The sequence below is a fragment of the Citrobacter sedlakii genome (assembly GCF_018128425.1).
In the GTDB taxonomy this organism is placed as follows: Bacteria; Pseudomonadota; Gammaproteobacteria; order Enterobacterales; family Enterobacteriaceae; genus Citrobacter_A; species Citrobacter_A sedlakii.
On record NZ_CP071070.1, the window covers coordinates 2,002,340 to 2,024,192 of the forward strand.

Sequence of the window (21,853 nt, forward strand, 5' to 3'; positions counted from 1 at the left end):
GCAGCCTGTCTCCAGGATAAGCACGCAAAGTGAAAAAGGCTCAGACGGATGCTTAAAGCATGAGCCAGCGTGCTGAACAATACAGGGATTCAGTTGTCCTAATGCCTGATTATCCATTAAAATAGATCGGATCGATATAAGCACACAAAGGGGGAAGTGCTTACTTATTATGAAACATAAACCACAAATGATGAAAATGCGTTGGTTGGGTGCAGCCGTCATGTTCGCGTTGTCCACCACGTCTGGTTGGGCTTTCACCATCGATGACGTCGCAAAACAAGCGCAATCCTTAGCCGGTAAAGGCTATGAGGCGCCAAAAAGCAACTTGCCCTCCGTTTTCCGCGATATGAAATACGCGGACTATCAGCAGATCCAGTTTAATCGCGATAAAGCCTACTGGAGCAATATCAAGACCCCATTCAAGCTCGAGTTCTACCACCAGGGTATGTACTTCGACACCCCAGTCAAAATCAACGAAGTGACCGCGACGACGGTTAAAAGAATCAAATACAGCCCGGATTACTTCAATTTTGGCAACGTACAGCATGACAAAGACACGGTAAAGGATCTCGGATTCGCCGGTTTTAAAGTGCTGTACCCGATCAACAGCAAAGACAAAAACGATGAAATCGTCAGCATGCTTGGCGCGAGCTATTTCCGCGTACTGGGCGCCGGACAGGTTTATGGCCTGTCTGCCCGTGGGCTGGCGATTGATACCGCGCTGCCTTCAGGCGAAGAATTTCCCCGTTTCCGTGAGTTCTGGATCGAACGTCCAAAACCGACGGACAAACGCCTGACCATTTACGCGCTGCTGGACTCCCCGCGTGCGACCGGCGCCTATCGTTTTGTCATCATTCCTGGGCGCGACACCGTGGTCGACGTCCAGTCAAAAGTATATCTGCGCGACAAAGTCGGCAAACTGGGCGTTGCGCCGTTAACCAGTATGTTCCTGTTTGGGCCGAACCAGCCGTCGCCGACCACCAACTACCGCCCGGAGCTGCATGATTCTAACGGATTGTCGATCCACGCGGGTAACGGCGAATGGATCTGGCGTCCGCTGAACAACCCTAAACATCTGGCGGTGAGCAGCTTCGCGATGGAGAACCCGCAGGGCTTTGGCCTGCTGCAGCGCGGTCGCCAGTTCTCCCGTTTTGAAGATCTCGACGACCGCTACGATCTGCGTCCGAGCGCCTGGATTACGCCGAAAGGCGAATGGGGCAAAGGGAAAATTGAGCTGGTTGAAATTCCGACCAACGATGAAACCAACGATAACATCGTGGCGTACTGGACTCCGGATCAACTGCCTGAAGCGGGCAAAGAGATGAACTTCAAATACACCCTGACGTTCAGCCGCGATGAAGACAAACTTCATGCGCCGGATAACGCGTGGGTGCAGCAGACGCGCCGTTCTACCGGCGACGTCAAACAGTCGAATCTCATTCGCCAGCCTGACGGCACCATCGCGTTTATCGTGGATTTTGCCGGCACCGACATGAAAAAGCTGCCGCAGGATACCCCGGTTACCGCGCAAACCAGCATCGGCGACAACGGCGAGATCGTAGAAAATACCGTGCGTTATAACCCGGTCACCAAGGGGTGGCGTCTGACGCTGCGCGTAAAAGTGAAAGACGCGAAGAAAACCACGGAAATGCGTGCGGCGTTGGTCAACGCCGACCAGACGCTGAGTGAAACCTGGAGCTACCAGTTACCTGCCAATGAATAAGACAACTGAGTACATTGATGCAATGCCGCTCTCGGACATCGAGAAAGCGGCGCTGCCGAACACTGACATCCGCGCAGTGCATGAAGCGCTGGATGCCGAGCATCGCCGTTACTCGCGAGAAGACGATTCACCGCAGGGGTCTGTGAAAGCGCGCCTGGAGCAGGCCTGGCCGAATTCGCTGCCGGAAGGGCAACTGATCAAAGACGATGAAGGACGCGATCAGCTCCAGGCCATGCCGAAAGCCAAACGTTCGTCTATGTTTCCCGACCCGTGGCGCACTAACCCGGTTGGACGCTTCTGGGATCGTCTGCGTGGCCGTGACGTCACGCCGCGCTACCTTTCTCGTCTGACCAAAGAGGAGCAGGAAAGCGAGCAGAAATGGCGTACCGTCGGTACGATTCGTCGCTACATTTTGCTACTGCTGACCCTGGCGCAGACCGTCGTCGCCACCTGGTATATGAAGACCATTCTTCCTTATCAGGGCTGGGCGCTGATCAATCCGATGGATATGGTCGGGCAGGACCTGTGGGTTTCCTTTATGCAGCTGCTGCCGTATGTGCTGCAAACCGGGATCCTGATCCTGTTCGCGGTGCTGTTCTGTTGGGTATCCGCGGGTTTCTGGACCGCGCTGATGGGGTTCCTGCAACTGTTAATTGGCCGCGATAAGTACAGTATTTCCGCGTCCACGGTTGGCGATGAGCCGCTGAACCCTGAACACCGTACCGCGCTGATTATGCCGATCTGTAACGAAGACGTGGACCGCGTCTTTGCCGGTCTGCGGGCGACGTGGGAGTCGGTAAAGGCGACCGGCAACGCGGCGCATTTCGACGTTTACATTCTGAGCGACAGCTACAACCCCGATATCTGCGTGGCAGAGCAAAAGGCGTGGATGGAGCTGATTGCCGAAGTGCAGGGCGAAGGGCAGATCTTCTATCGTCGCCGTCGTCGTCGTGTGAAGCGTAAAAGCGGTAACATTGACGACTTCTGCCGTCGCTGGGGAAGCCAGTACAGCTATATGGTGGTGCTGGATGCTGACTCGGTCATGACCGGGGAGTGTCTCAGCGGGCTGGTGCGTCTGATGGAAGCGAACCCGAATGCCGGGATCATCCAGTCATCGCCGAAAGCCTCCGGAATGGATACCCTGTACGCCCGCTGCCAGCAGTTTGCGACGCGCGTCTACGGACCGCTGTTTACCGCCGGTCTGCACTTCTGGCAACTGGGGGAATCGCACTACTGGGGCCACAATGCCATTATTCGCGTGAAGCCGTTTATCGAGCATTGCGCGCTGGCGCCGCTGCCGGGCGAAGGGTCGTTTGCGGGCTCGATTCTGTCTCACGACTTCGTGGAAGCGGCGCTGATGCGTCGTGCAGGCTGGGGCGTATGGATCGCCTACGATTTACCCGGTTCATATGAAGAGCTGCCGCCGAACCTGCTTGACGAACTGAAACGTGACCGCCGCTGGTGTCACGGCAACCTGATGAACTTCCGTCTGTTCCTGGTAAAAGGGATGCACCCGGTGCATCGCGCCGTGTTCCTGACCGGGGTGATGTCGTATCTGTCGGCGCCGCTGTGGTTTATGTTCCTGGCGCTGTCAACGGCCCTTCAGGTGGTGCACGCGTTGACGGAACCGCAATACTTCCTGCAACCGCGTCAGCTGTTCCCGGTGTGGCCGCAATGGCGTCCGGAACTGGCGATTGCGCTGTTTGCCTCCACGATGGTGCTGCTGTTCTTACCGAAGCTGCTGAGTATTCTGCTTATCTGGTGCAAAGGCACCAAAGAATACGGCGGGTTTATTCGGGTCACGCTGTCGCTGCTGCTTGAGGTGTTGTTTTCGGTGCTGCTGGCGCCGGTGCGTATGCTGTTCCATACCGTGTTTGTGGTCAGCGCCTTCCTGGGATGGGAAGTGGTCTGGAACTCGCCGCAGCGTGATGATGACTCTACCCCGTGGGGCGAGGCGTTTATGCGCCACGGTTCGCAACTGCTGCTCGGTCTGGTCTGGGCGGTAGGCATGGCGTGGCTGGATCTGCGCTTCCTGTTCTGGCTGGCGCCGATTGTGTTCTCGCTGATCCTGTCGCCGTTCGTGTCGGTGATATCCAGCCGTTCGACGGTCGGTCTGCGCACCAAACGCTGGAAGCTGTTCCTGATCCCCGAGGAGTATTCACCGCCGCAGGTGCTGGTCGATACCGATAAGTACCTGGTGATGAACCGTAACCGTTCGCTGGATGATGGCTTTATGCATGCGGTGTTTAACCCGTCGTTTAACGCCCTCGCCACCGCTATGGCGACCGCGCGTCACCGCGCCAGCCAAGTGCTGGAGATCGCCCGTGACCGCCACGTTGAGCAGGCGCTGAACGAAACGCCGGAAAAACTCAACCGCGACCGCCGTCTGGTGCTGTTGAGCGATCCGGTGACGATGGCGCGTCTGCATTATCGGGTGTGGAATTCACCTGAGCGATATTCCTCCTGGGTAAATTATTATCAGGGGATTACGCTTAACCCGCAGGCGCTACGTAAACCGTAATGCGCTGTTGCCGGATGCTGCTTCGCGTATCCGGCATCATGCAGTGTTAAATACCGGCTTGCGCCGGTATTTTTTTCCACGAAGAATAAGGGTGGGGAGGGAGATTATGCGCGTCATTGCGGTGGCTATGATGGTGATGCTGTTGTCTGGATGCGGTAGCGTCATCAGCCGGACCATCCCCGGACAGGGGCACGGTAACCAGTACTATCCGGGTGTTCAATGGGACGTGCGGGATTCAGCCTGGCGCTACCTTACCATACTCGATCTGCCGTTCTCGCTGGTGTTTGACACCCTGCTGCTCCCGCTCGACATGCATCACGGTCCCTATGATTAATTAACGCGCGTCCCACTCATCGGCCGCAGCCTGACCTTCTTCGGTATCCAGCGGCGGCTCAAGCTGAAACTCACCCTCATCCCATTCGTGAAGCGTATTTTCTTCCAGCCATTCCTGACGGATTTCAATCTCATCATAATCGCCGTCAAAAACACTTTGCGCGGCTTCACCGCTGAGCAACGGCAGACATTCCCCTTCTTCGCCTTCGTCGGCAAAAAATTCAACCTGCCACATGATGTCGCCATCCTGAAGCACATATTTTTGCACGTTGAACTGTTGGACACTGGCGTCATCTTGTTCCAGGCCTGGATTGTCAGCCAGAAACTCTTCACGGGCGGCGTCAATGGCTTCTTCCAGCGTTGCGTACATAGTCATCATGTTTCTCCCTTTAATGCGATGAAGTATTCAGGGAAAGAATAGCTGATTCTGGGATTTTGCAAGGATGAATCCTGAAAAATCATCCAGTCACGCGCGACACGGCGCGACGGCGCAAACTGTACCAGGAATAAACGGCATTAAACAGCACTACGCCCGCCGTGACCAGAAAGACAGCGCGAAAACCGTAGCTGGCGGAGATCGCCGCGCCCATTAATGGCCCGGTCACGTTACCGATATCACGAAATGACTGATTGTAGCTGAAAATGCGCCCGGCGATTTGATTGGTCGAATTATAGACAAGCAACGTTTGTACTGCGGGTAACAGCGCGCCGTCTGCGGCGCCGAGTAAAAAGCGCAGGATCGCTAACTGCCACGGTGTCTGTACGAACGACATTGGGATCAGCAGCAAAACGGAGATAATTAACGCGACGATCAGGATTTTTTCCGGACCGATACGGTCGCCCAGTTTACCCAGGCGCGGAGCGCTGAGCAGAGCCGCAACGCCTGGCACCGAGGCGATCATCCCGCTGATAAACGCGATATTACTGACGTTGCCCGCCAGTTCGCGCACGTATAGCGTCAGAATTGGCGCAATTGAGCCGGTCGCGACCTGAATAATCAGCGTGGTGACGAACAGGCTGAGCACCAGTCTGGGATTCTTCAGCGAGGCGACAACCTCACGAACGTGAAGCATCTCTTTCCTGCTGACGGGCGTGAAGTTTTCACGAATAAAAAACAGCGTCAGTAGAAAGCAGACCAGCAGGACGCTGGCGGTGATAAAAAACACCGGACGCAGGCCATACTGATCGGCAAGAAGACCGCCTGCCAGCGGGCCGAGCAGCGCGCCGCTGACGCCGCCGGTTGACAGCGTGCCCAGCGCCCAACCGCTTTTGTTGCGCGGCACCTGGGTGGCGATCAGCGCGTTGGCGTTAGGAATAAACCCGCCAAGCAGACCCAGAAGGGCGCGCAGCGCCAAAAACTGCCAGATATTTTGCGCCATGCCCATCAGCAGCATGACGATCGCCATGCCCAGCGCAGAACGCAGCAGCATCATCTTTCTGCCCTTGCGATCGGCGAGTCCTCCCCAGAACGGCGAGGCGATGGCGGAAAACAAAAAGGTGATGCTGAACACCAGGCCGGACCACATATTCAGCGCACTATGGCCCGTTACGCCGAGCTGTTCGACGTAGAGCGGCAGAAAGGGCATCACCAGGCTGAAGGCGGCGCCGGTCAGGAAGCAGCCGAGCCAGGCGACGGTGAGATTGCGTTTCCAGTTTATTGGTATATCTGAGGGTGACATAGCGATCCGCAGTTTGTTGCGCGGCAGCGCAGGATGAAAAAACAATTTATTCTAACGTGACTTAAGTATGCTCCGGACCCGGAAACCCTGCAATGTGAGGCGCTTTTAAAGCTAAAAGAGGGGGAAAGGCAGCCCATAGCGGGCTGCGGAAAGAACACTCAATAACGGGAAGGGACACCTTCAGGGCGCGTTTTAAAGCGGCGATGCAGCCACATATATTGTTCAGGCGCCATCATGATGCACTTTTCCACAATTTTGTTCATCCAGGCGGCGGTGGTTTCCGCATCATCCAGCGGCGGCGAGCATTCCGGCGGCAGCATGATAAGCTGATACCCTTTACCGTCAGGTTTCCGTCGCGGCACAAACGGCACCAGGCAGGCGTTGGACATGCGCGAAAGCATCCAGGTGCCCGAAGTGGTGGCGGCCTGGTCGACGGCGAACAGCGGCACAAATACGCTGGCGCGCGGGCCGTAGTCGTGATCCGGGGCGTACCAGACCACTTCCCCTTTCTTCAGCGCTTTGATCATGCCTTTCAGATCTTTGCGATCGAGCATAGATTTATTGGAGCGCATCCTGCCCCAGGTTTGCAGCCAGTCAATCAGCGGATTATCGTTTGGTCGGTAAACGCCAATCCCCGGCTCCTGTAGACCAAACTGCCGCGCGCCCAGCTCCAGCGTCAGAAAGTGCAGCCCCACCAGCAGAATGCCACGTTGCTGCGCCTGAACGTCGCGAATATGTTCCATACCGATCACTTCCGTCCAGCGAGATACGCGGCGATCGGGCCAGAACCACGCCATGCCGGTTTCCATCACACCCATGCCGACTGATTCAAAGTTTTTGACCACCATCTCGTGGCGTTCCTGCTCGTTCATCTGCGGAAAGCAGAGCTCAAGATTGCGATACGCAATTTTCGCACGGCGCTTCATCAGGCGAAGCGCCAGACGTCCCATCGCGTGTCCTGTACGATAGATCAGCGGGTAGGGCAACTGCACGACCAACCAAAGTGCGCCAATACCGAGCCAGGTTAACCAGTACCGTGGATGCAGTAATGCTGCGGAGAACTTAGGTAAATTCGTCATCTCATTCCTGTAGTGAACGTAAAACGGGCAATTATCTGTATTGTCGCACTTTTTCGCGTCCAGCAAAAATTTGCGTCCGGAGAGTGGTGACAAAAAGAACAAATGTTGTGAATTTTTTAGCGTGAAGCATGAAATGTAGCGCAAAATGTGTGGATGTAAATTGGCAGCGATTGCTATATGATGCCGCCCGATTTTGTTTTCCACCTATTGCAGGAACCGTACACCATGCCAGTGTTACACAACCGCATTTCCAATGATGTGCTCAGAGCCAGGATGCTGGCGGAAACTGAACCCCGCACGACGATCTCATTCTATAAATATTTTACCATTGAAAACCCCCAGGCCACCCGTGATGCGCTGTATCAAACCTTAACGTCGTTGAACGTTTTTGGTCGCGTCTATCTGGCGCACGAGGGGATCAATGCCCAGATCAGCGTGCCGCAAAGTCAGGTTGAGCGCTTCCGTCAGCAGTTGTACGCCTTCGATCCCGCGCTGGAGGGGCTGCGTCTGAACATCGCACTGGATGATGACGGCAAATCCTTTTGGGTCCTGCGCATGAAAGTGCGTGACCGCATTGTGGCTGATGGCATTGAGGATCCGGACTTTGACGCCAGCAACGTTGGAGACTACCTCAAGGCCGCCGAGGTGAACGCCATGCTTGACGATCCGGACGCTGTGTTTATCGACATGCGTAATCACTATGAGTACGAAGTGGGCCACTTTGAGAACGCACTGGAAATCCCGGCTGACACGTTCCGCGAGCAGTTGCCAAAAGCGGTTGAGATGATGCAGGGGCACAAAGATAAAAAGATTGTGATGTACTGCACCGGTGGGATTCGCTGTGAAAAGGCCAGCGCCTGGATGAAGCATAATGGCTTTAATAAGGTGTGGCACATTGAAGGCGGTATTATTGAATATGCGCGTAAAGCCCGCGAGCAGGGGTTACCGGTGCGCTTTATCGGTAAAAACTTCGTGTTTGACGAGCGTATGGGTGAGCGTATTTCCGATGAGGTGATTGCGCACTGTCACCAGTGCGGCGCGCTGTGCGACAGCCACACCAACTGCAAAAACGACGGTTGTCACCTGTTGTTCATTCAGTGCCCGGATTGCGCAGAGCAGTTTAAGGGGTGCTGCAGCGAGCTGTGCTGTGAAGAGAGCGCATTGCCGGAAGACGAACAACGTCGCCGCCGCGCGGGGCGCGAAAATGGCAATAAGATTTTCAATAAGTCTCGTGGCCGTTTGAATACCGCTCTCGGTATTCCAGACCCTGCCGAATGACCCTGGCCGGATGGCGATGGAACGCCTCATCCGGCCAACCCTGGATTGCCATTTTTCAGGCCCGACAAGCGTAACCCCATCGGGCTTCCCGCCAGGTTTATTTTTGCTGCACGCCTTCCACGGAGATAATCAAATCTACCTCCTGTGATGCCGGACCCAAGTCCTTAGTAATATTGAAGTCTTTCAGCTTAATTTTGCCTTCCGCTTCAAAGCCTGCGCGTTTTCCCCCCCACGGGTCATCCCCCTGACCAATCAGCTTCGCTTCCAGGGTGACGGGTTTGGTAACGCCATTTAAGGTCAGATTACCGGTGATATCCAGTTCATCGCCGTCTTTCTTCACGCTGGTGGAGGTAAAGGTGGCTTGCGGGAACTTCGCCACGTTCAGGAAATCAGCGCTGCGCAGGTGCTTATCACGCTCGGCGTGGTTGGTATCAACGCTATTGGTGTTAATGGTGACATTGACTTTATCCGCAGTAGGATCCTTCTCATCGAAGGTAAAGGTGCCGTCAAAGTCTTTAAACGTCCCGTACAACCAGCTGTAGCCTAAATGCTGAATACGGAAATTAACAAAGGCATGTTGTCCTTCTTTGTCAATCTTATAGTCGGCCGCCACGGCGGAACCGGTAGTAAACAGCAAAGAGGCGAGGGTTAAACCCAGCAGGCTTTTTTTCATTTTTGAGCTCCATAGTCAGATGACGATTTCCCCAACATGCGTTTCAGGGTGTCGTCTTTATCGATAAAGTGGTGTTTGAAGGCCATCAGGCCATGCAGAACGGAAAGAATGACAACCGTCCAGGCCAGCCAGAGGTGTACGCTACCGGCGAGGTCAGCCTGGACGCCTGCGTCGGCGAAGGTCGCCGGAATCTCAAACCAGCCGAATACGCTGATCGGCTTGCCGTCAGCGGTTGAGATCAAATAACCGCTGATGACAATGGCAAACAGCAGCAGATACAGCGTGATATGACCCAGCGTTGAGCCAATACGGGTGAGAGTAGAATAGCTTTGCAGCGCCGCAGGCGGCGGCGAGATAACACGCCACACGACGCGCACCAGCAGACCGAACATCAGCAAAATGCCGATACTTTTGTGCAGTTCCGGCCCCTGGTGATACCAGCTATCGTAATAACTGAGCGACACCATCCACAATCCAAGGCCAAACATCCCGTAGACCACCACGGCGGTGAGCCAGTGCAGCGCAACGGAGAGGTAACCATAACGTTGAGGAGTATTTGATAACTGCATAAACACACCATTTAATATTTCGGGATTGAATGAAAATGGCGTGGAATAGACATTATTGCAACTAAAAAATAACAACCCTGGCGTTATTTTAAATTCAATCAATAATTTTGATTTAACTTTTAAGAATCAATCAAGGAATTCGCGCAGAATGCTTTTTTATAACCGCAGAGCTGCGTCAGGAGAGGAAGGATATCGTTCAAAAAATCCCAATGAGAATCCGCTTTACTTCAGCTTTTGTCAAAAATTGTCAAGCATAGCGCTTAGAAGAACAGGATATAAATAATATCCAGAACGAGCAGTAGCGACCACAAAATAACGTAGAGCACCAGGTGTTCGCGAATATTGTTAGCAAGGTAATGAATCAGACGACGCATAATGTTGTTCACCACATAAAAATGGCCTCAGGGTGAGGCCATGGGGGAATTATGCCGTAAAGCGAGACAGCCGGAATGGCGTAAGGTCAAAACCGGATGGTTTATCCTGCGCGAAATCGGCGGCGATCTCACCGAGGACCGGGGCAAATTTAAAACCATGTCCGCTAAGACCGGTGACAATCAGCGTGTTGTCGTGACCAGGCAGGGTGTCGATGATGAAGTCTTCATCCGGCGAGTTGTCATAAGTACAGGCGGCGCCATGCAGACAACAACCAATGCCGGGCAGCACGTTACGCAGAAACGGAAACGCCTCTGCGCCATCGCTGGCGACGCTGGCAAACGGTGTCCGCTCATCTTCTGACTGGATACGCTGACCACCGTTGTGCTTACCGATCTTTAGCGCGTCGTTTTCTGCCGGGAAACCGTAATACTGGTCGCCGTTCGGCAGTTCCCCGGTAAACGCCGGAAAGTTGTTTTTGCCGCTGTAGCGTCCGTCAGCCTGGTACCAGGCGAAGACTTTGCGCACCGGTTGGATCGGCAGTTCGGGGAGCAGCGAGCGCACCCAGGTGCCAGTGCTGACCAGCGCTTTTTTCGCGCGGTACTCGCCGTCGGCTGTTTCAACCGTGACGCCGCCGCCCTCGTCATGACGGATTGCCGTGACCGGGCAGTTGAACAGCTGTGCGCAGCCAGCTTCTTTCGCCAGGCGTATCCAGGTGGCGATAGCCAGCTCGCTACGGACAAATCCGGAGTCTGCTTCAAACAGACCAATATAGTCATCCGGAACGCGGATTTCCGGCCAGCGCGCCATGACAGCGGCAGCGTCCATACGCTCGACGTTAAGCTGCCACTGTTTCGCACTGTGGGCGACGTTTGCTAAAAATGGGGAATCGACCGGGCCAAGATTAATGACGCCGGAACGGACAAAAATCGGCTCGTCGCTATGGGTGGAAAGCGCATCCCAAAGCGCCTGGGCGCGCAGCACCAGCGGCACGTACTTCTCGCCTTCGCCGTAAGCGTGTCGGATCAGTCGCGTGTCGCCGTGGTGGCTGCCTTGCTGATGCGGCGGCATATGGGCATCCGTCATCAGCACATTTAGCCCGGCGCGAGTGGCATAATAACCGGCGGCCGCACCGACGGAGCCGCTGCCAATGATGATTAAATCGTAATTCATGGGGTTCTCTCTGCTGTCGCGATAGGGGCAGGGTAATTAAGTGAACGCCGTTATACAACCCATGTGATACAAACCAGAAACGGCAAAGGCACCATGAAGGTGCCTTTTGTGAGTGGTCATCACCGTCTCGTTAATGACGACGGTACTCATTTTCCTGGTAATCGCCGGATTCTATTTTGGCGATACCCGCTTCTAAGATCGAAATGAATTGTCTGGCAACATCGGTGGTTAACCAGAGCGTTTGGCCTATTTCCGTTCCGTCCGTTTCAGGGCGATTTGGGGTCTGGTAGTGCAAACGCAGCATCAGCGCATCATAGCTATCCACGGTGCTGATGTCCCATCCCACAAGCGGATGAGTCTGAATGACTTCATTATTCTTTTCCATCATGCCCCCTAATTCGTGTTACAAGACAACGGTTTTCGAGGTTCAATGCGTTTTTATCTGAAGCAACTTCAGTATATCAATAAATAAGGGTATTCACGGTAAATTTAAAGGGGGAAAAGGATAAATTTCTCCTTTTTAGGAATATTGTGGGGAATTAATCACCATCTTGTTCATTAATTTTAAGTAAGTTGTCCAATTATTTTGAGTATAGGTGAAATTATAACCGTTTATCGGTTCAGGAAAGATAGCGTGGTAAAAAAAGCCGGGGCGACCCGGCAAACACACAACAGCACAGCTTTTTTAGTCGGTAATAAACCAGTCGTCCGCGCTCTCCCAGGTTTCCTGGAGGATTTCGCTGATACGCTGTTTATCTTCTTTTGTCGCGCCAATCACGGACAAATTATTCGCGGCGGCATAACGCACGGTGACGTTTCCGTCGTTATCGGGAAAATGATGGGTGATACGGCGGGAGAGTTCGCCAGCCAGCGCGTCGATAGCGCCTGCTGGCAACGGAGAAGTTTTTGCAATAGTGACTTCAATACGCATAATGACCCCCTGTTGAATATACTGGTTATTTATACAGTTAAAATAACCCGCTGACAACAGGCGGCGCTGATTTTTTTATGCTTTAACGGACCAGCGTACTGTTTCACCCCCGAGGAACGGCACCAGCGTGTCATCCGCAACATGGATGCTTTCCGGCACTAGCCGTTCTTCGCGTACCAGTTCAACAAAAGTGTCGTTAACCGGCAGCCCGTAAAAGCGCGGTCCGTTCAGTGAACAAAATGCCTCAAAATGCGCTAACGCGTTCATCTCTTCAAAGACAGTGGCATAGCTCGCCAGCGCCGTCGGCGCGTTAAAGCAGCCTGCGCAGCCGCAGCTCGACTCTTTGCGGTGCCGTGCGTGGGGAGCGGAGTCGGTTCCAAGGAATGCGCGCGCAAAGCCGCTGGCAACCAGTTCACGCAGCGCCTGCTGATGAACGTTACGTTTCAGGATGGGCAGGCAGTACAGGTGAGGGCGAATCCCACCCACCAGCATATGATTGCGGTTGAACATCAGATGTTGGGGTGTAATTGTCGCCGCCAGCAGTTCGTTGCCCTCGCGGACATAGTCGGCGGCATCTTTGGTGGTGATATGTTCAAAGACTACCTTCAGCGCGGGCAGCCGCTGCCGCAGCGGTTCCATGACGGTCTCGATAAAACGCGCTTCGCGATCGAAAATATCAATATCCGCGTGGGTGACTTCACCATGGACCAGCAGCGGCATACCGAGTTTTTCCATCCGTTCCAGCACCGGCATAATGGCGTCGACGGAGGTCACCCCGTGGCTGGAGTTGGTGGTGGCATTTGCCGGATACAGTTTTGCCGCGGTGAACACCCCTTCGCGGAAGCCGCGTTCCAGCTCATCCGGATCCAGCGAGTCCGTTAAATAGCAGGTCATCAGCGGGGTAAATGAATGCCCGGCAGGCACCGCATCAAGAATGCGCTGACGGTAGGCGATAGCCGCATCCACCGTGGTGACCGGCGGCGCGAGATTCGGCATCACAATGGCGCGAGCATAAATTTCACTGGTGTACGGCACGACCGTTTTCAACATGTCGCCATCGCGAAGGTGAAGGTGCCAGTCGTCTGGGCGGCGGATTTTTAAAACCTGGGAGGGTGCTGTCATCAATATGCTCCGGCTGGGGAATGTCATTTTTGCCGGACACAAAGGATAAGCGGAAACGTTTTCGTTTGCACGTAAAAAAAGGCGCCGGAGCGCCCTTGTCGTTTAGTCCGTGAACGGGATAATGATTTCGCCCGGTTTCACCTCAATGCCTTTGGCATATTTCTTCGCCATCGCCTCGCCTTTGCTGGCGTCTTCACGCAGTACGTAAGCCGGCTGCTGATTAAAATAGTTGCGCAGCGACTGATTCAGATAGGGCATCAACGTTTGCATGACGCTCTGCATTTTCTCCGGCGTGACGGTAGCATCCACCACTTCCATCTCCTGCAGGAAGATGGCGCCTTTATCCTTGTTGAATACCGGCAGCGCTTTCAGTTTCAACTTGATGGTCGCTTTCTGACTGCCAAACAGCGAATTCATGTCCAGGTTCGCATCGCCGGTGAGGGTGACTTTATTCGGTTCTTCGCGACCGATCTGGCTCGCCAGATTATTCAGCACGATATGGGCGTCGGCGACGCCAGGTAAGCCAATATCTTTAGAAAAATTGTTATGTTTTTCAAGGGCCTGATTAATTTCCTGTTCGCTTACCGTGTACTGCGTGAGCTGGTTACAGCCGACCAGCAGGCCGCCAACCATCAGCGCAGCGGCAAAAAAAATCGTCTTCATGAGGTTCCTCGACATGTTGCCATTGTCAAAATCCTGACCTGAGCAGCATGTGTTACCGGCACAAACAGCGCCAGTAGAAAAAACTGAAAATAGCGGCGACATGCGAAACGATGCCGCCGCCAGCGAAGGTTATATCGCCATGGATGATAACAGATTGACCTGTGTCTGTTTTGCCATATTGTCGCGATAGTCCGCCACACGCGTCGGCCAGTTCACGCCTGCCACCAGCGTCAGGTTGCGCAGCAGGGGAAAAAGCTGAATATCGTCTTCGGACAGTTCGCCGTTGACGGCGTTGGGCTGAACGATCAGCTTATCCAGCGCCCGGAGGTCGTCGCTGATTTTTTTCGTCAGCCCTGCAGAGTGAGCCAGATGGTCGGCAAAACTGCCGATCATTGCCTCTTTCTTTTGCGTAAAGTACTGACGGGCTGATGGCGTGGAAAATTCGTCAAAGGCTGATTTAGCAAAGCGCGGCAGGAGCAGATGGTTAGCGTAGCTGTTCACTTTACGCAGCCATTCGTCAATAGCCGGAACCTTCTTGCCGGTCAGCAGCGGCTTGCCATCAATGTTGTCGACGTAATGCACAATGTCCATGCTTTCCGCCATATAGCGGCTGTCGTCTTTTTGCAGAATCGGCACCATTTTCTGACCAACCATACGGGTCGGCGTGGCATCGTCATCGTTGGCCAGGACGTTCAGTTCGACGGGAATGTTTTTGAGGCCGAAAATCATGCGGGCTTTGACGCAGAAAGGGCAGTGATCGTAAATATAAAGCTTCACGTTTCTCCTCCATTTTACTGTCGGTTCTTTGTCAGTATGGAGGAGACGCGAGCAGGTATCAAATCAGGCGCCCGGTTCGAGCATACCTCGCGGTGTGCGTTTATGGCTGAACTGCCAGCCTAACGCGAGGAAGGTGATCCCGCCAATAATGCCGAGCATCATCCACGGCAGCTCCGGCTGCTGGAGCAATTTTCCCATATCAAACAGCCAGCCGCCGCCGATATAGCCTATCGCGCCGCCAATGGCTAAACCAAGACGGCTAAAGCCCATGTAACTGCCGCGCGCCCGGGCATCCGCCAGCGACGCGCTCAGCGTTTCCCGCGCCGGTTCAGCGATTATCGAACCAATGTAAAAGGTGCAAATCAGGGTGAACAACTGCTGTAAATCGCTCACCAGGCCGACAGGCGGCATGCTGAGTGACATCAGCAGCAGCCCGGCCATCAACCGGTGCTCAAGACGAAAACGTTTTTCGCTCCAGCGGGCGATGGGGTAGAGCAACGTCAGCGACAGGCAGGCTTCAATGGCGTACATCCATTTTACCGCTGCCGGTGAACCGGCAATGTCATTGACCATTATCGGCAGCATGAGCATGACCTGAACCGCCAGCATATAATAGCCCGCCAGTGTGAGCACACAGGTGACAAAGCGCTTGTCATTAAGTACGCGGCGCATCCCTTCACGCACCGGAATACGCACAGTCGACAGCTTCCACGCGGGCAGCAGCCAGGCATTAAAGCCCGCGCATAAAACAAACAGCACCGCGCCTACCGCGCACACCAGACGAAAATCATACTGTAACAGCCAGCTGCCTAACAGCGCGCCAATTACCGCGCCTGCGCTGTCCTGCATCATCAGCAGTGAAAAAAAACGACCGCGTTGCTGCGGGCGGATCAGTTTAACCACCAGCGCAGAGCGGGGCGGATCGAAAAGTGTCCCGCCGAGACCGGAGAGAAAGCAGGAAAACCACAGCAGCCAGGGTTCATGGGCAATTCCCATAGTGGCGAACCCGGCGGCGCGCATCAGCATACCGGTGACGATCATGGGCTTGGCGCCAAAACGGTCGGCAATCGCGCCGCCAAAAATGCCCAGTCCCTGCTGAATGAACTGACGCAGACCCAGGGCAATCCCGACCATGACGGCGGCCCAGCCCATTTGGTCAACAAAGCGAATGGAGATCAGCGGGAACACGACGAAAAAGCCTAACACGACCAGCATGTTATCGATGAGCAGGAAATATTTACCCAGGTTCCTGGCCTGCGAGGTGCGCGACATTTTCCCCTCCCGGGAAAATACTCTCAATATTCCGAGTAGACAGAGCGAAGAGGATCCTATTCTGCGGCTTTGCTCTCTTTTTGCCCACCCCTGACCGGGACAATATTTTTTTATCAAAAGTCCGTCTTGATAGAGAGTTTTTATCAAAATGCAGGAATAATTCAAATAATGGCAAATCGTGCTTTTCACAGGGCGGTTTTGCACAGGTATAGTAAGTGAATCAGGGTGTCATGACGATTCGGGAAGGAGTTGAAATATCTATGTTTGGCTATCGCAGTAACGTGCCAAAAGTGCGCTTAACCACTGACCGTCTGGTCGTGCGTTTAGTGCATGAGCGTGATGCCTGGCGTCTGGCGGACTATTACGCGGAAAATCGTCATTTTTTAAAGCCCTGGGAACCGATTCGCGATGAAAGCCACTGCTATCCTTCCGGATGGCAGGCACGGCTGAGTATGATTAGCGAATTTCATAAGCAGGGCTCTGCCTTTTACTTTGCGCTGCTTGACCCGGAAGAAAAAGAGATCATCGGCGTGGCAAACTTTTCAAACGTGGTCCGCGGTTCATTTCATGCCTGTTATCTGGGCTATTCGATTGCGCAAAAATGGCAGGGACAAGGGCTGATGTTTGAAGCGCTCAGCGCCGCTATTCGCTATATGCAGCGCACGCAACATATTCATCGCATTATGGCAAACTACATGCCGCACAATAAACGCAGCGGTGATTTACTGGCGCGACTCGGCTTTGAGAAAGAGGGTTACGCCAAAGATTATCTGTTGATTGACGGGCAGTGGCGCGACCACGTGCTGACGGCGTTAACGACAACGGAATGGACCCCCGGACGGTGAGGAGAAAATAATGAAATACGAATTAACCGCCACGGAAGCCCGCGTGATTGGCTGCCTGCTGGAAAAACAGGTCACGACACCAGAACAGTATCCGCTTTCCGTGAACGGCGTGGTCACCGCCTGTAACCAGAAGACCAACCGCGAACCGGTGATGAACCTGTCGGAACACGAGGTGCAGGAACAGCTTGATAATCTGGTTAAACGTCACTTCCTGCGCACGGTGAGCGGTTTTGGCAATCGCGTCACCAAATATGAACAGCGCTTCTGTAATTCCGAATTCGGTAACCTGAAGCTGAGCCCGGCGGAAGTGGCGCTGGTCACGACGTTGCTGCTGCGCGGGGCGCAAACGCCAGGGGAATTGCGTAGCCGCGCCTCGCGGATGTATGAGTTTAGCGACATGGCTGAAGTGGACGCCACGCTGGAACAACTGGCGACGCGCGAGGATGGCCCTTACGTTGTTCGTCTGGCGCGTGAACCGGGTAAGCGCGAAAGCCGTTTCATGCATTTGTTTTGCGGCGAAGTGGATGAACAGGCGTTGGCGAGCGACGCGGGCGTCTCTGCGGCGTCAGGCGATCTGCAGGCGCGGGTAGAGGCGCTGGAAGGTGAGGTTGCGGAGCTCAGGCAACGACTCGAGTCACTGTTGGCGCACCTGGGGGAGTAACGTGAAAAAATTACGCATCGGGGTGGTTGGATTGGGCGGCATCGCGCAAAAAGCCTGGTTGCCGGTTTTAGGCGCATCCGCCGACTGGACGCTCCAGGCTGCGTGGTCGCCATCGCGCGAAAAAGCAGAGAAAATCTGTGCAACCTGGCGCATCCCTTACGCGGGCTCGCTGACCAGCCTGGCAAGCGACTGCGACGCGGTTTTCGTCCACTCAAGCACTGCAAGCCATTATGCGGTCGTCAGTGAATTGCTGAATGCGGGGGTGCATGTCTGTGTCGACAAGCCGCTGGCTGAGAATCTGCGTGATGCTGAGCGACTGGTGGCGCTGGCGGCGGAGAAAAAGCTCACGTTGATGGTTGGCTTTAATCGCCGCTTTGCACCGCTGTACCGCGAACTGAAAGCGGAGCTCGGCAACGCCGCTTCGCTGCGCATGGATAAACACCGTACCGACAGCGTGGGACCACATGACCTGCGGTTCACCCTACTCGATGATTATCTGCACGTTGTCGACACCGCGCTGTGGCTGGCGGGCGGGACTGCCGCGCTCAGCAGCGGGAGTCTGCAAACCAACGACGCAGGCGAAATGCTGTATGCGGAACACCATTTCGCCACCAGCCGCCTCCACATCACCACCAGTATGCACCGTCGGGCGGGAAGCCAGCGGGAATGGGTGCAGGCGGTGACCGACGGCGGCCTGATTGATGTTACCGATATGCGCGAATGGCGCGAGGAGCGCGGGCAGTGGGTGGTGCATAAACCGATTCCCGGCTGGCAGAGCATCCTTGAACAGCGCGGTTTCGCCGGTTGCGCGCGTCATTTTATCGAATGCGTTCAGAATCAGACGGTTCCGGAAACCGCTGGCGAGCAGGCGATCCTGGCCCAGCGGGTAGTGGAAAAGCTCTGGCGCGAGGCGATGAGCGAATAATCATCTGTCACAACTGCCGGTAGTAATTCAGCATAATCACGGTAGACTAAGCGCCTCTTCCAACGCCTGCACTGCAGGCGTTTTGCCGTAGGGTGTGGAATAACAAGAAATGAACTTATTGAAATCGCTGGCGGCCGTCAGCTCAATGACCATGTTTTCGCGCGTGCTTGGCTTTGCGCGTGATGCGATTGTCGCCAGAATCTTTGGCGCAGGTATGGCGACCGACGCCTTTTTTGTGGCATTCAAATTACCTAATCTGTTACGCCGCATTTTTGCCGAAGGCGCATTTTCTCAGGCTTTTGTGCCGATCCTGGCGGAATACAAAAGTAAGCAGGGCGAAGATGCGACCCGGGTATTTGTCTCGTATGTGTCGGGACTGCTGACGCTGGCACTGGCGGTGGTGACAATCCTCGGGATGCTGGCCGCGCCGTGGGTGATCATGGTGACCGCGCCTGGCTTTGCCGATACTGCCGATAAATTCGCGCTGACCACCAAACTGCTGCAGATCACCTTTCCCTATATTTTGCTGATTTCACTGGCCTCGCTGGTGGGGGCGATCCTCAATACCTGGAACCGTTTCTCGATCCCGGCGTTTGCGCCGACCTTTCTGAACATCAGTATGATCGGCTTTGCACTGTTCGCGGCGCCTTATTTTAACCCACCGGTACTGGCGCTGGCGTGGGCGGTGACTGCAGGCGGGGTGCTGCAACTGGTGTACCAACTGCCTCACCTGAAGAAAATCGGCATGCTGGTACTGCCGCGCATTAATTTCCGCGATGCGGGGGCGATGCGGGTAGTCAAACAAATGGGGCCGGCGATCCTGGGGGTGTCGGTCAGCCAAATCTCTCTGATTATCAACACCATTTTCGCCTCGTTTCTGACGTCGGGATCGGTATCGTGGATGTACTACGCGGATCGTCTTATGGAGTTTCCGTCCGGCGTACTGGGCGTGGCGCTGGGGACCATCCTGCTGCCGTCGCTGTCGAAAAGTTTTGCCAGCGGCAACCATGACGAGTATTGCCGCCTGATGGACTGGGGGCTGCGTCTGTGCTTTCTGCTGGCGCTGCCAAGCGCGGTGGCCCTGGGGATCCTCTCCGGGCCGCTGACCGTCTCGCTGTTTCAGTACGGTAAATTTACCGCCTTTGACGCGCTGATGACGCAAAAAGCGTTGATAGCCTATTCGGTGGGGCTGATGGGATTAATCGTGGTAAAAGTGCTGGCGCCGGGCTTCTACTCTCGTCAGGACATCAAAACGCCGGTTAAAATCGCGATTGTGACGTTGATCATGACCCAGTTGATGAACCTGGCGTTTATTGGCCCGCTGAAGCACGCGGGGCTGTCTCTTTCGATCGGTCTTGCCGCCTGCCTCAACGCTTCCCTGCTGTACTGGCAGTTACGCAAGCAGGACATTTTTACGCCGCAGCCGGGCTGGCTGGGCTTTTTCTCGCGTCTGGTCATTGCGGTGCTGGTGATGTCCGCTGTGCTGGTGGGAATGCTGCACATCATGCCGGAATGGTCCCAGGGTACGATGCCGTGGCGTCTGCTACGCCTGATGGCGGTGGTGGTGGCTGGCGCTGCCGCTTACTTTGCCGCGCTGGCGGTGCTGGGCTTTAAAGTGAAAGAGTTTGCGCGCCGGACGGCGTAATGGTGGTCATTGCCGGAGGGCGGCGTTCCGCCTTTTCCGGCCTGTGCCGATCGTCATTGCGAATGCCTGAAACGTCGGGCGACATCGGGCAACGCTAAATAGAGAATTTTTTCCCACCGCGGTGGGCTGAGGCAGTTTGACCGTTCGCGCCGTAAAGCGTCGGTTCCTGATACGGTTTCAGCACGTCGAGCGCCTGTTGGTTGCGAACTATCTGATCCTCCAGCAGCCAGCCGTTATGCTGGTTCAGGTCGCGCAGATGCTGTGTTTTTTCGGTAATCGCCTGCCAGCGCGCGCTGACATCGTCATCGCCGCCATGCCCGGCATTCTGCTCAATGCGTCGCTGCTGTTCAAGGTAGTCAAGGGTCGCCAGCAGAGAACTTTTTTCTTCTGTAATCCGCTGCAGCTGGCTACCGTTAATATGGCCGACGGAAAGCTGTTGTTGTTCGGCATCCATTACCCTTTTCAGGTCATTGAGTACTGCCGTCATGTGGTCAAGTATTTCTGCCAGACGAGTCATGCGTTTATTTACTCTGGAGATAGCTCTGCGCCTCGCGGATCAGCGCGTCGGCAATATTGCCAGTGTCCATTTTCAGCTCGCCGTTGCGAATCGCCGTTTTTAACGCTTCAACGCGCTCCATGTTGATATCGCTGGCGCCGGGCTGCATCAGTTTGGCCTGAGCATCGCTTAACGTCACGCTGGTGCTGTTTGCCGTCGAGGTTTTTTCCTGACGGGTCTTTTGTACCGGCGTATCGCTGGTTTCACGCGGTTGCACGGTGCTAACGGGTTTCAATGGTGAGGTACGGTCAATGCTCATTTTATCATCCTCATCGAGGGGCTACGCTGTCGCGGCCAGCTATCATCAAATGTTTCTTCACTATCGGCAGCCGCCACAAAATCTTTAACTGATTACAGGTTAATAAGAATATTCCCATCAGGACCAACGGTACCGCTGACGACCTGACCCGATAACATCCTCACTCGCGCATTCTGGGCTACCGCAGCGTTGTTCAGCGCCTGCCCTTCGGCATTAACGCTAAATCCCTCGCCGCTGGCAACCACCAGCACGCGCTGACCGGCCTTGATTCGCCAGGCCTGGCGCAGCATCGTAAGCTGAATCGGTTGTCCAGGCGCGAGATCGCGCAGGCTGACCGCGTCCTGAATCTGATTGATATCCAGCACGGTGCGCGGAGGCAACTGATCCAGCCGTCCACGCTTTAACGTGACGCTGGCAGGTCCGAGCTTGCCGCCACGCGCAACGGGCCCCGCGGCGACCACATAGTTTCCCGTCGCCTGCACATTGACTTGCAAATAACGCTTTTCGTTGGCGCATCGCGTGAGCACGTTAACGTTTCCCCATAGCTTCGCGCTGCCGGTTACGCTAAAGGCGGGGGATTCACAACGTGGCAACAGATTCGGCGCGGTACGAAGTGTCACAACCACCTCATCGCTAAACCCGGCCAGCCGCTGGGTAAACCAGTCAGTCAACTGGGCGTTTAAATCCTGCGCCAGCGTCAGGGGACTGAACAACAGCGCCGCCAGGGCTATTCCACGCTTTAACGTTTGCATTGTCATCTCCCGCTGTTTCAGCAATGACAGGATTCTACCCGTGTG

Annotated in this window: 24 protein-coding genes; 8 read left to right on the forward strand and 16 right to left on the reverse strand. The window is 54.9% G+C overall.

What is annotated here, in order from left to right:
- Nucleotides 1-187: 187 nt before the first annotated feature.
- From mdoG to JY391_RS09590, 3 genes are all read left to right on the forward strand, one after another.
- Nucleotides 188-1,723: a glucans biosynthesis protein MdoG gene (gene mdoG / locus JY391_RS09580; protein ID WP_082636903.1), complete on the forward strand. Its 1,536-nt coding sequence runs from the start codon at nucleotides 188-190 to the stop codon at nucleotides 1,721-1,723.
- Complete coding sequence (mdoH, locus tag JY391_RS09585; protein WP_042283804.1) at nucleotides 1,716-4,244, forward strand: glucans biosynthesis glucosyltransferase MdoH; 2,529 nt, start codon at nucleotides 1,716-1,718, stop codon at nucleotides 4,242-4,244. Before mdoG ends, mdoH begins: the two co-directional genes overlap by 8 nt.
- Nucleotides 4,245-4,350: 106 nt before the next feature.
- Nucleotides 4,351-4,578, forward strand: a complete 228-nt coding sequence (locus JY391_RS09590; RefSeq protein ID WP_060571361.1) for a YceK/YidQ family lipoprotein — start codon at nucleotides 4,351-4,353, stop codon at nucleotides 4,576-4,578.
- Here JY391_RS09590 and JY391_RS09595 read toward each other — a convergent pair whose 3' ends face one another.
- The 3 genes from JY391_RS09595 to JY391_RS09605 all read right to left on the reverse strand — a co-directional run bounded on the left by JY391_RS09595 (nucleotide 4,579) and on the right by JY391_RS09605 (nucleotide 7,335).
- Nucleotides 4,579-4,953, reverse strand: a complete 375-nt coding sequence (locus JY391_RS09595) for a MysB family protein (RefSeq protein WP_042284731.1) — start codon at nucleotides 4,951-4,953, stop codon at nucleotides 4,579-4,581.
- 82 nt (nucleotides 4,954-5,035) lie between these two features.
- Nucleotides 5,036-6,256, reverse strand: coding sequence for a multidrug efflux MFS transporter MdtG (mdtG, locus tag JY391_RS09600; protein ID WP_060571460.1), 1,221 nt, complete (start codon nucleotides 6,254-6,256; stop codon nucleotides 5,036-5,038).
- A gap of 158 nt (nucleotides 6,257-6,414) precedes the next feature.
- Entirely contained in the window at nucleotides 6,415-7,335 is a 921-nt protein-coding gene (locus JY391_RS09605) for a Kdo(2)-lipid IV(A) acyltransferase (RefSeq protein ID WP_205612124.1), read from the reverse strand.
- 225 nt (nucleotides 7,336-7,560) lie between these two features.
- Here JY391_RS09605 and trhO point away from each other — a divergent pair, with 225 nt between their 5' ends.
- Nucleotides 7,561-8,613: an oxygen-dependent tRNA uridine(34) hydroxylase TrhO gene (gene trhO / locus JY391_RS09610; RefSeq protein WP_211935633.1), complete on the forward strand. Its 1,053-nt coding sequence runs from the start codon at nucleotides 7,561-7,563 to the stop codon at nucleotides 8,611-8,613.
- Nucleotides 8,614-8,710: 97 nt separating this feature from the next.
- Here trhO and JY391_RS09615 read toward each other — a convergent pair whose 3' ends face one another.
- The 10 genes from JY391_RS09615 to mdtH all read right to left on the reverse strand — a co-directional run bounded on the left by JY391_RS09615 (nucleotide 8,711) and on the right by mdtH (nucleotide 16,165).
- On the reverse strand, nucleotides 8,711-9,286 hold the full coding sequence (locus tag JY391_RS09615) for a YceI family protein (protein ID WP_042283797.1): 576 nt from the start codon (nucleotides 9,284-9,286) through the stop codon (nucleotides 8,711-8,713).
- A complete protein-coding gene (locus tag JY391_RS09620) occupies nucleotides 9,283-9,855 on the reverse strand; it encodes a cytochrome b (protein ID WP_211935634.1) in 573 nt (190 codons plus the stop codon). The genes JY391_RS09615 and JY391_RS09620 overlap by 4 nt, the downstream gene beginning before the upstream one ends.
- A gap of 260 nt (nucleotides 9,856-10,115) precedes the next feature.
- Nucleotides 10,116-10,229: a YceO family protein gene (locus JY391_RS09625; protein ID WP_042284727.1), complete on the reverse strand. Its 114-nt coding sequence runs from the start codon at nucleotides 10,227-10,229 to the stop codon at nucleotides 10,116-10,118.
- A gap of 49 nt (nucleotides 10,230-10,278) precedes the next feature.
- Complete coding sequence (gene solA, locus JY391_RS09630; protein ID WP_211935635.1) at nucleotides 10,279-11,400, reverse strand: N-methyl-L-tryptophan oxidase; 1,122 nt, start codon at nucleotides 11,398-11,400, stop codon at nucleotides 10,279-10,281.
- A gap of 130 nt (nucleotides 11,401-11,530) precedes the next feature.
- On the reverse strand, nucleotides 11,531-11,785 hold the full coding sequence (bssS, locus tag JY391_RS09635) for a biofilm formation regulator BssS (RefSeq protein ID WP_042284725.1): 255 nt from the start codon (nucleotides 11,783-11,785) through the stop codon (nucleotides 11,531-11,533).
- Between the two features lie 300 nt (nucleotides 11,786-12,085).
- Nucleotides 12,086-12,331: a DNA damage-inducible protein I gene (dinI, locus tag JY391_RS09640; protein ID WP_042283794.1), complete on the reverse strand. Its 246-nt coding sequence runs from the start codon at nucleotides 12,329-12,331 to the stop codon at nucleotides 12,086-12,088.
- Nucleotides 12,332-12,406: 75 nt separating this feature from the next.
- Nucleotides 12,407-13,453, reverse strand: coding sequence for a dihydroorotase (pyrC, locus tag JY391_RS09645; protein WP_211935636.1), 1,047 nt, complete (start codon nucleotides 13,451-13,453; stop codon nucleotides 12,407-12,409).
- A gap of 102 nt (nucleotides 13,454-13,555) precedes the next feature.
- Nucleotides 13,556-14,116 carry a lipoprotein gene (locus JY391_RS09650; RefSeq protein ID WP_042283790.1) on the reverse strand — a complete coding sequence of 187 codons (561 nt, stop codon included), beginning with the start codon at nucleotides 14,114-14,116 and terminating at the stop codon, nucleotides 13,556-13,558.
- Nucleotides 14,117-14,245: 129 nt separating this feature from the next.
- A complete protein-coding gene (gene grxB, locus JY391_RS09655; protein WP_042283788.1) occupies nucleotides 14,246-14,893 on the reverse strand; it encodes a glutaredoxin 2 in 648 nt (215 codons plus the stop codon).
- 63 nt (nucleotides 14,894-14,956) lie between these two features.
- Nucleotides 14,957-16,165 (reverse strand): multidrug efflux MFS transporter MdtH, encoded by a 1,209-nt coding sequence (gene mdtH / locus JY391_RS09660; protein ID WP_211935637.1) that lies wholly within the window; start codon nucleotides 16,163-16,165, stop codon nucleotides 14,957-14,959.
- 260 nt (nucleotides 16,166-16,425) lie between these two features.
- On the opposite strand from mdtH, the gene rimJ reads away from it, so the two are divergent.
- The 4 genes from rimJ (at nucleotide 16,426) to murJ (ending at nucleotide 20,241) form a co-directional block, all read left to right on the forward strand.
- Nucleotides 16,426-17,010 carry a ribosomal protein S5-alanine N-acetyltransferase gene (gene rimJ / locus JY391_RS09665; RefSeq protein ID WP_042283783.1) on the forward strand — a complete coding sequence of 195 codons (585 nt, stop codon included), beginning with the start codon at nucleotides 16,426-16,428 and terminating at the stop codon, nucleotides 17,008-17,010.
- A 10-nt stretch (nucleotides 17,011-17,020) separates the two neighbouring features.
- A complete protein-coding gene (locus tag JY391_RS09670; protein WP_211935638.1) occupies nucleotides 17,021-17,671 on the forward strand; it encodes a YceH family protein in 651 nt (216 codons plus the stop codon).
- A gap of 1 nt (nucleotide 17,672) precedes the next feature.
- Nucleotides 17,673-18,596 (forward strand): Gfo/Idh/MocA family protein, encoded by a 924-nt coding sequence (locus tag JY391_RS09675; RefSeq protein WP_211935639.1) that lies wholly within the window; start codon nucleotides 17,673-17,675, stop codon nucleotides 18,594-18,596.
- A gap of 109 nt (nucleotides 18,597-18,705) precedes the next feature.
- Nucleotides 18,706-20,241, forward strand: a complete 1,536-nt coding sequence (gene murJ, locus JY391_RS09680; RefSeq protein WP_042283776.1) for a murein biosynthesis integral membrane protein MurJ — start codon at nucleotides 18,706-18,708, stop codon at nucleotides 20,239-20,241.
- Between the two features lie 94 nt (nucleotides 20,242-20,335).
- On the opposite strand, the gene flgN is transcribed toward murJ, so the two are convergent.
- The 3 genes from flgN to flgA form a co-directional block, all read right to left on the reverse strand.
- Nucleotides 20,336-20,758, reverse strand: coding sequence for a flagella biosynthesis chaperone FlgN (gene flgN, locus JY391_RS09685; protein ID WP_060571353.1), 423 nt, complete (start codon nucleotides 20,756-20,758; stop codon nucleotides 20,336-20,338).
- Between the two features lie 4 nt (nucleotides 20,759-20,762).
- Nucleotides 20,763-21,056, reverse strand: a complete 294-nt coding sequence (flgM, locus tag JY391_RS09690; RefSeq protein ID WP_042283772.1) for a flagellar biosynthesis anti-sigma factor FlgM — start codon at nucleotides 21,054-21,056, stop codon at nucleotides 20,763-20,765.
- A 92-nt stretch (nucleotides 21,057-21,148) separates the two neighbouring features.
- Nucleotides 21,149-21,808: a flagellar basal body P-ring formation chaperone FlgA gene (gene flgA, locus JY391_RS09695; protein WP_042283769.1), complete on the reverse strand. Its 660-nt coding sequence runs from the start codon at nucleotides 21,806-21,808 to the stop codon at nucleotides 21,149-21,151.
- Nucleotides 21,809-21,853 lie beyond the last annotated feature (45 nt).

Excerpts from the sequence above, each read along its gene's own strand:
- rimJ (WP_042283783.1), top strand. The coding sequence starts at position 16,426 with ATGTTTGGCTATCGCAGTAACGTGCCAAAAGTGCGCTTAACCACTGAC.
- bssS (WP_042284725.1), bottom strand. The coding sequence starts at position 11,785 with ATGGAAAAGAATAATGAAGTCATTCAGACTCATCCGCTTGTGGGATGG.
- trhO (WP_211935633.1), top strand. The coding sequence starts at position 7,561 with ATGCCAGTGTTACACAACCGCATTTCCAATGATGTGCTCAGAGCCAGG.
- mdoG (WP_082636903.1), top strand. The coding sequence starts at position 188 with ATGATGAAAATGCGTTGGTTGGGTGCAGCCGTCATGTTCGCGTTGTCC.
- mdoH (WP_042283804.1), top strand. The coding sequence starts at position 1,716 with ATGAATAAGACAACTGAGTACATTGATGCAATGCCGCTCTCGGACATC.
- flgA (WP_042283769.1), bottom strand. The coding sequence starts at position 21,808 with ATGCAAACGTTAAAGCGTGGAATAGCCCTGGCGGCGCTGTTGTTCAGT.
- JY391_RS09615 (WP_042283797.1), bottom strand. The coding sequence starts at position 9,286 with ATGAAAAAAAGCCTGCTGGGTTTAACCCTCGCCTCTTTGCTGTTTACT.
- JY391_RS09590 (WP_060571361.1), top strand. The coding sequence starts at position 4,351 with ATGCGCGTCATTGCGGTGGCTATGATGGTGATGCTGTTGTCTGGATGC.
- JY391_RS09670 (WP_211935638.1), top strand. The coding sequence starts at position 17,021 with ATGAAATACGAATTAACCGCCACGGAAGCCCGCGTGATTGGCTGCCTG.
- JY391_RS09605 (WP_205612124.1), bottom strand. The coding sequence starts at position 7,335 with ATGACGAATTTACCTAAGTTCTCCGCAGCATTACTGCATCCACGGTAC.
- dinI (WP_042283794.1), bottom strand. The coding sequence starts at position 12,331 with ATGCGTATTGAAGTCACTATTGCAAAAACTTCTCCGTTGCCAGCAGGC.
- murJ (WP_042283776.1), top strand. The coding sequence starts at position 18,706 with ATGAACTTATTGAAATCGCTGGCGGCCGTCAGCTCAATGACCATGTTT.
- JY391_RS09595 (WP_042284731.1), bottom strand. The coding sequence starts at position 4,953 with ATGACTATGTACGCAACGCTGGAAGAAGCCATTGACGCCGCCCGTGAA.
- solA (WP_211935635.1), bottom strand. The coding sequence starts at position 11,400 with ATGAATTACGATTTAATCATCATTGGCAGCGGCTCCGTCGGTGCGGCC.
- mdtH (WP_211935637.1), bottom strand. The coding sequence starts at position 16,165 with ATGTCGCGCACCTCGCAGGCCAGGAACCTGGGTAAATATTTCCTGCTC.
- JY391_RS09625 (WP_042284727.1), bottom strand. The coding sequence starts at position 10,229 with ATGCGTCGTCTGATTCATTACCTTGCTAACAATATTCGCGAACACCTG.
- JY391_RS09620 (WP_211935634.1), bottom strand. The coding sequence starts at position 9,855 with ATGCAGTTATCAAATACTCCTCAACGTTATGGTTACCTCTCCGTTGCG.
- pyrC (WP_211935636.1), bottom strand. The coding sequence starts at position 13,453 with ATGACAGCACCCTCCCAGGTTTTAAAAATCCGCCGCCCAGACGACTGG.
- flgN (WP_060571353.1), bottom strand. The coding sequence starts at position 20,758 with ATGACTCGTCTGGCAGAAATACTTGACCACATGACGGCAGTACTCAAT.
- JY391_RS09650 (WP_042283790.1), bottom strand. The coding sequence starts at position 14,116 with ATGAAGACGATTTTTTTTGCCGCTGCGCTGATGGTTGGCGGCCTGCTG.
- flgM (WP_042283772.1), bottom strand. The coding sequence starts at position 21,056 with ATGAGCATTGACCGTACCTCACCATTGAAACCCGTTAGCACCGTGCAA.
- mdtG (WP_060571460.1), bottom strand. The coding sequence starts at position 6,256 with ATGTCACCCTCAGATATACCAATAAACTGGAAACGCAATCTCACCGTC.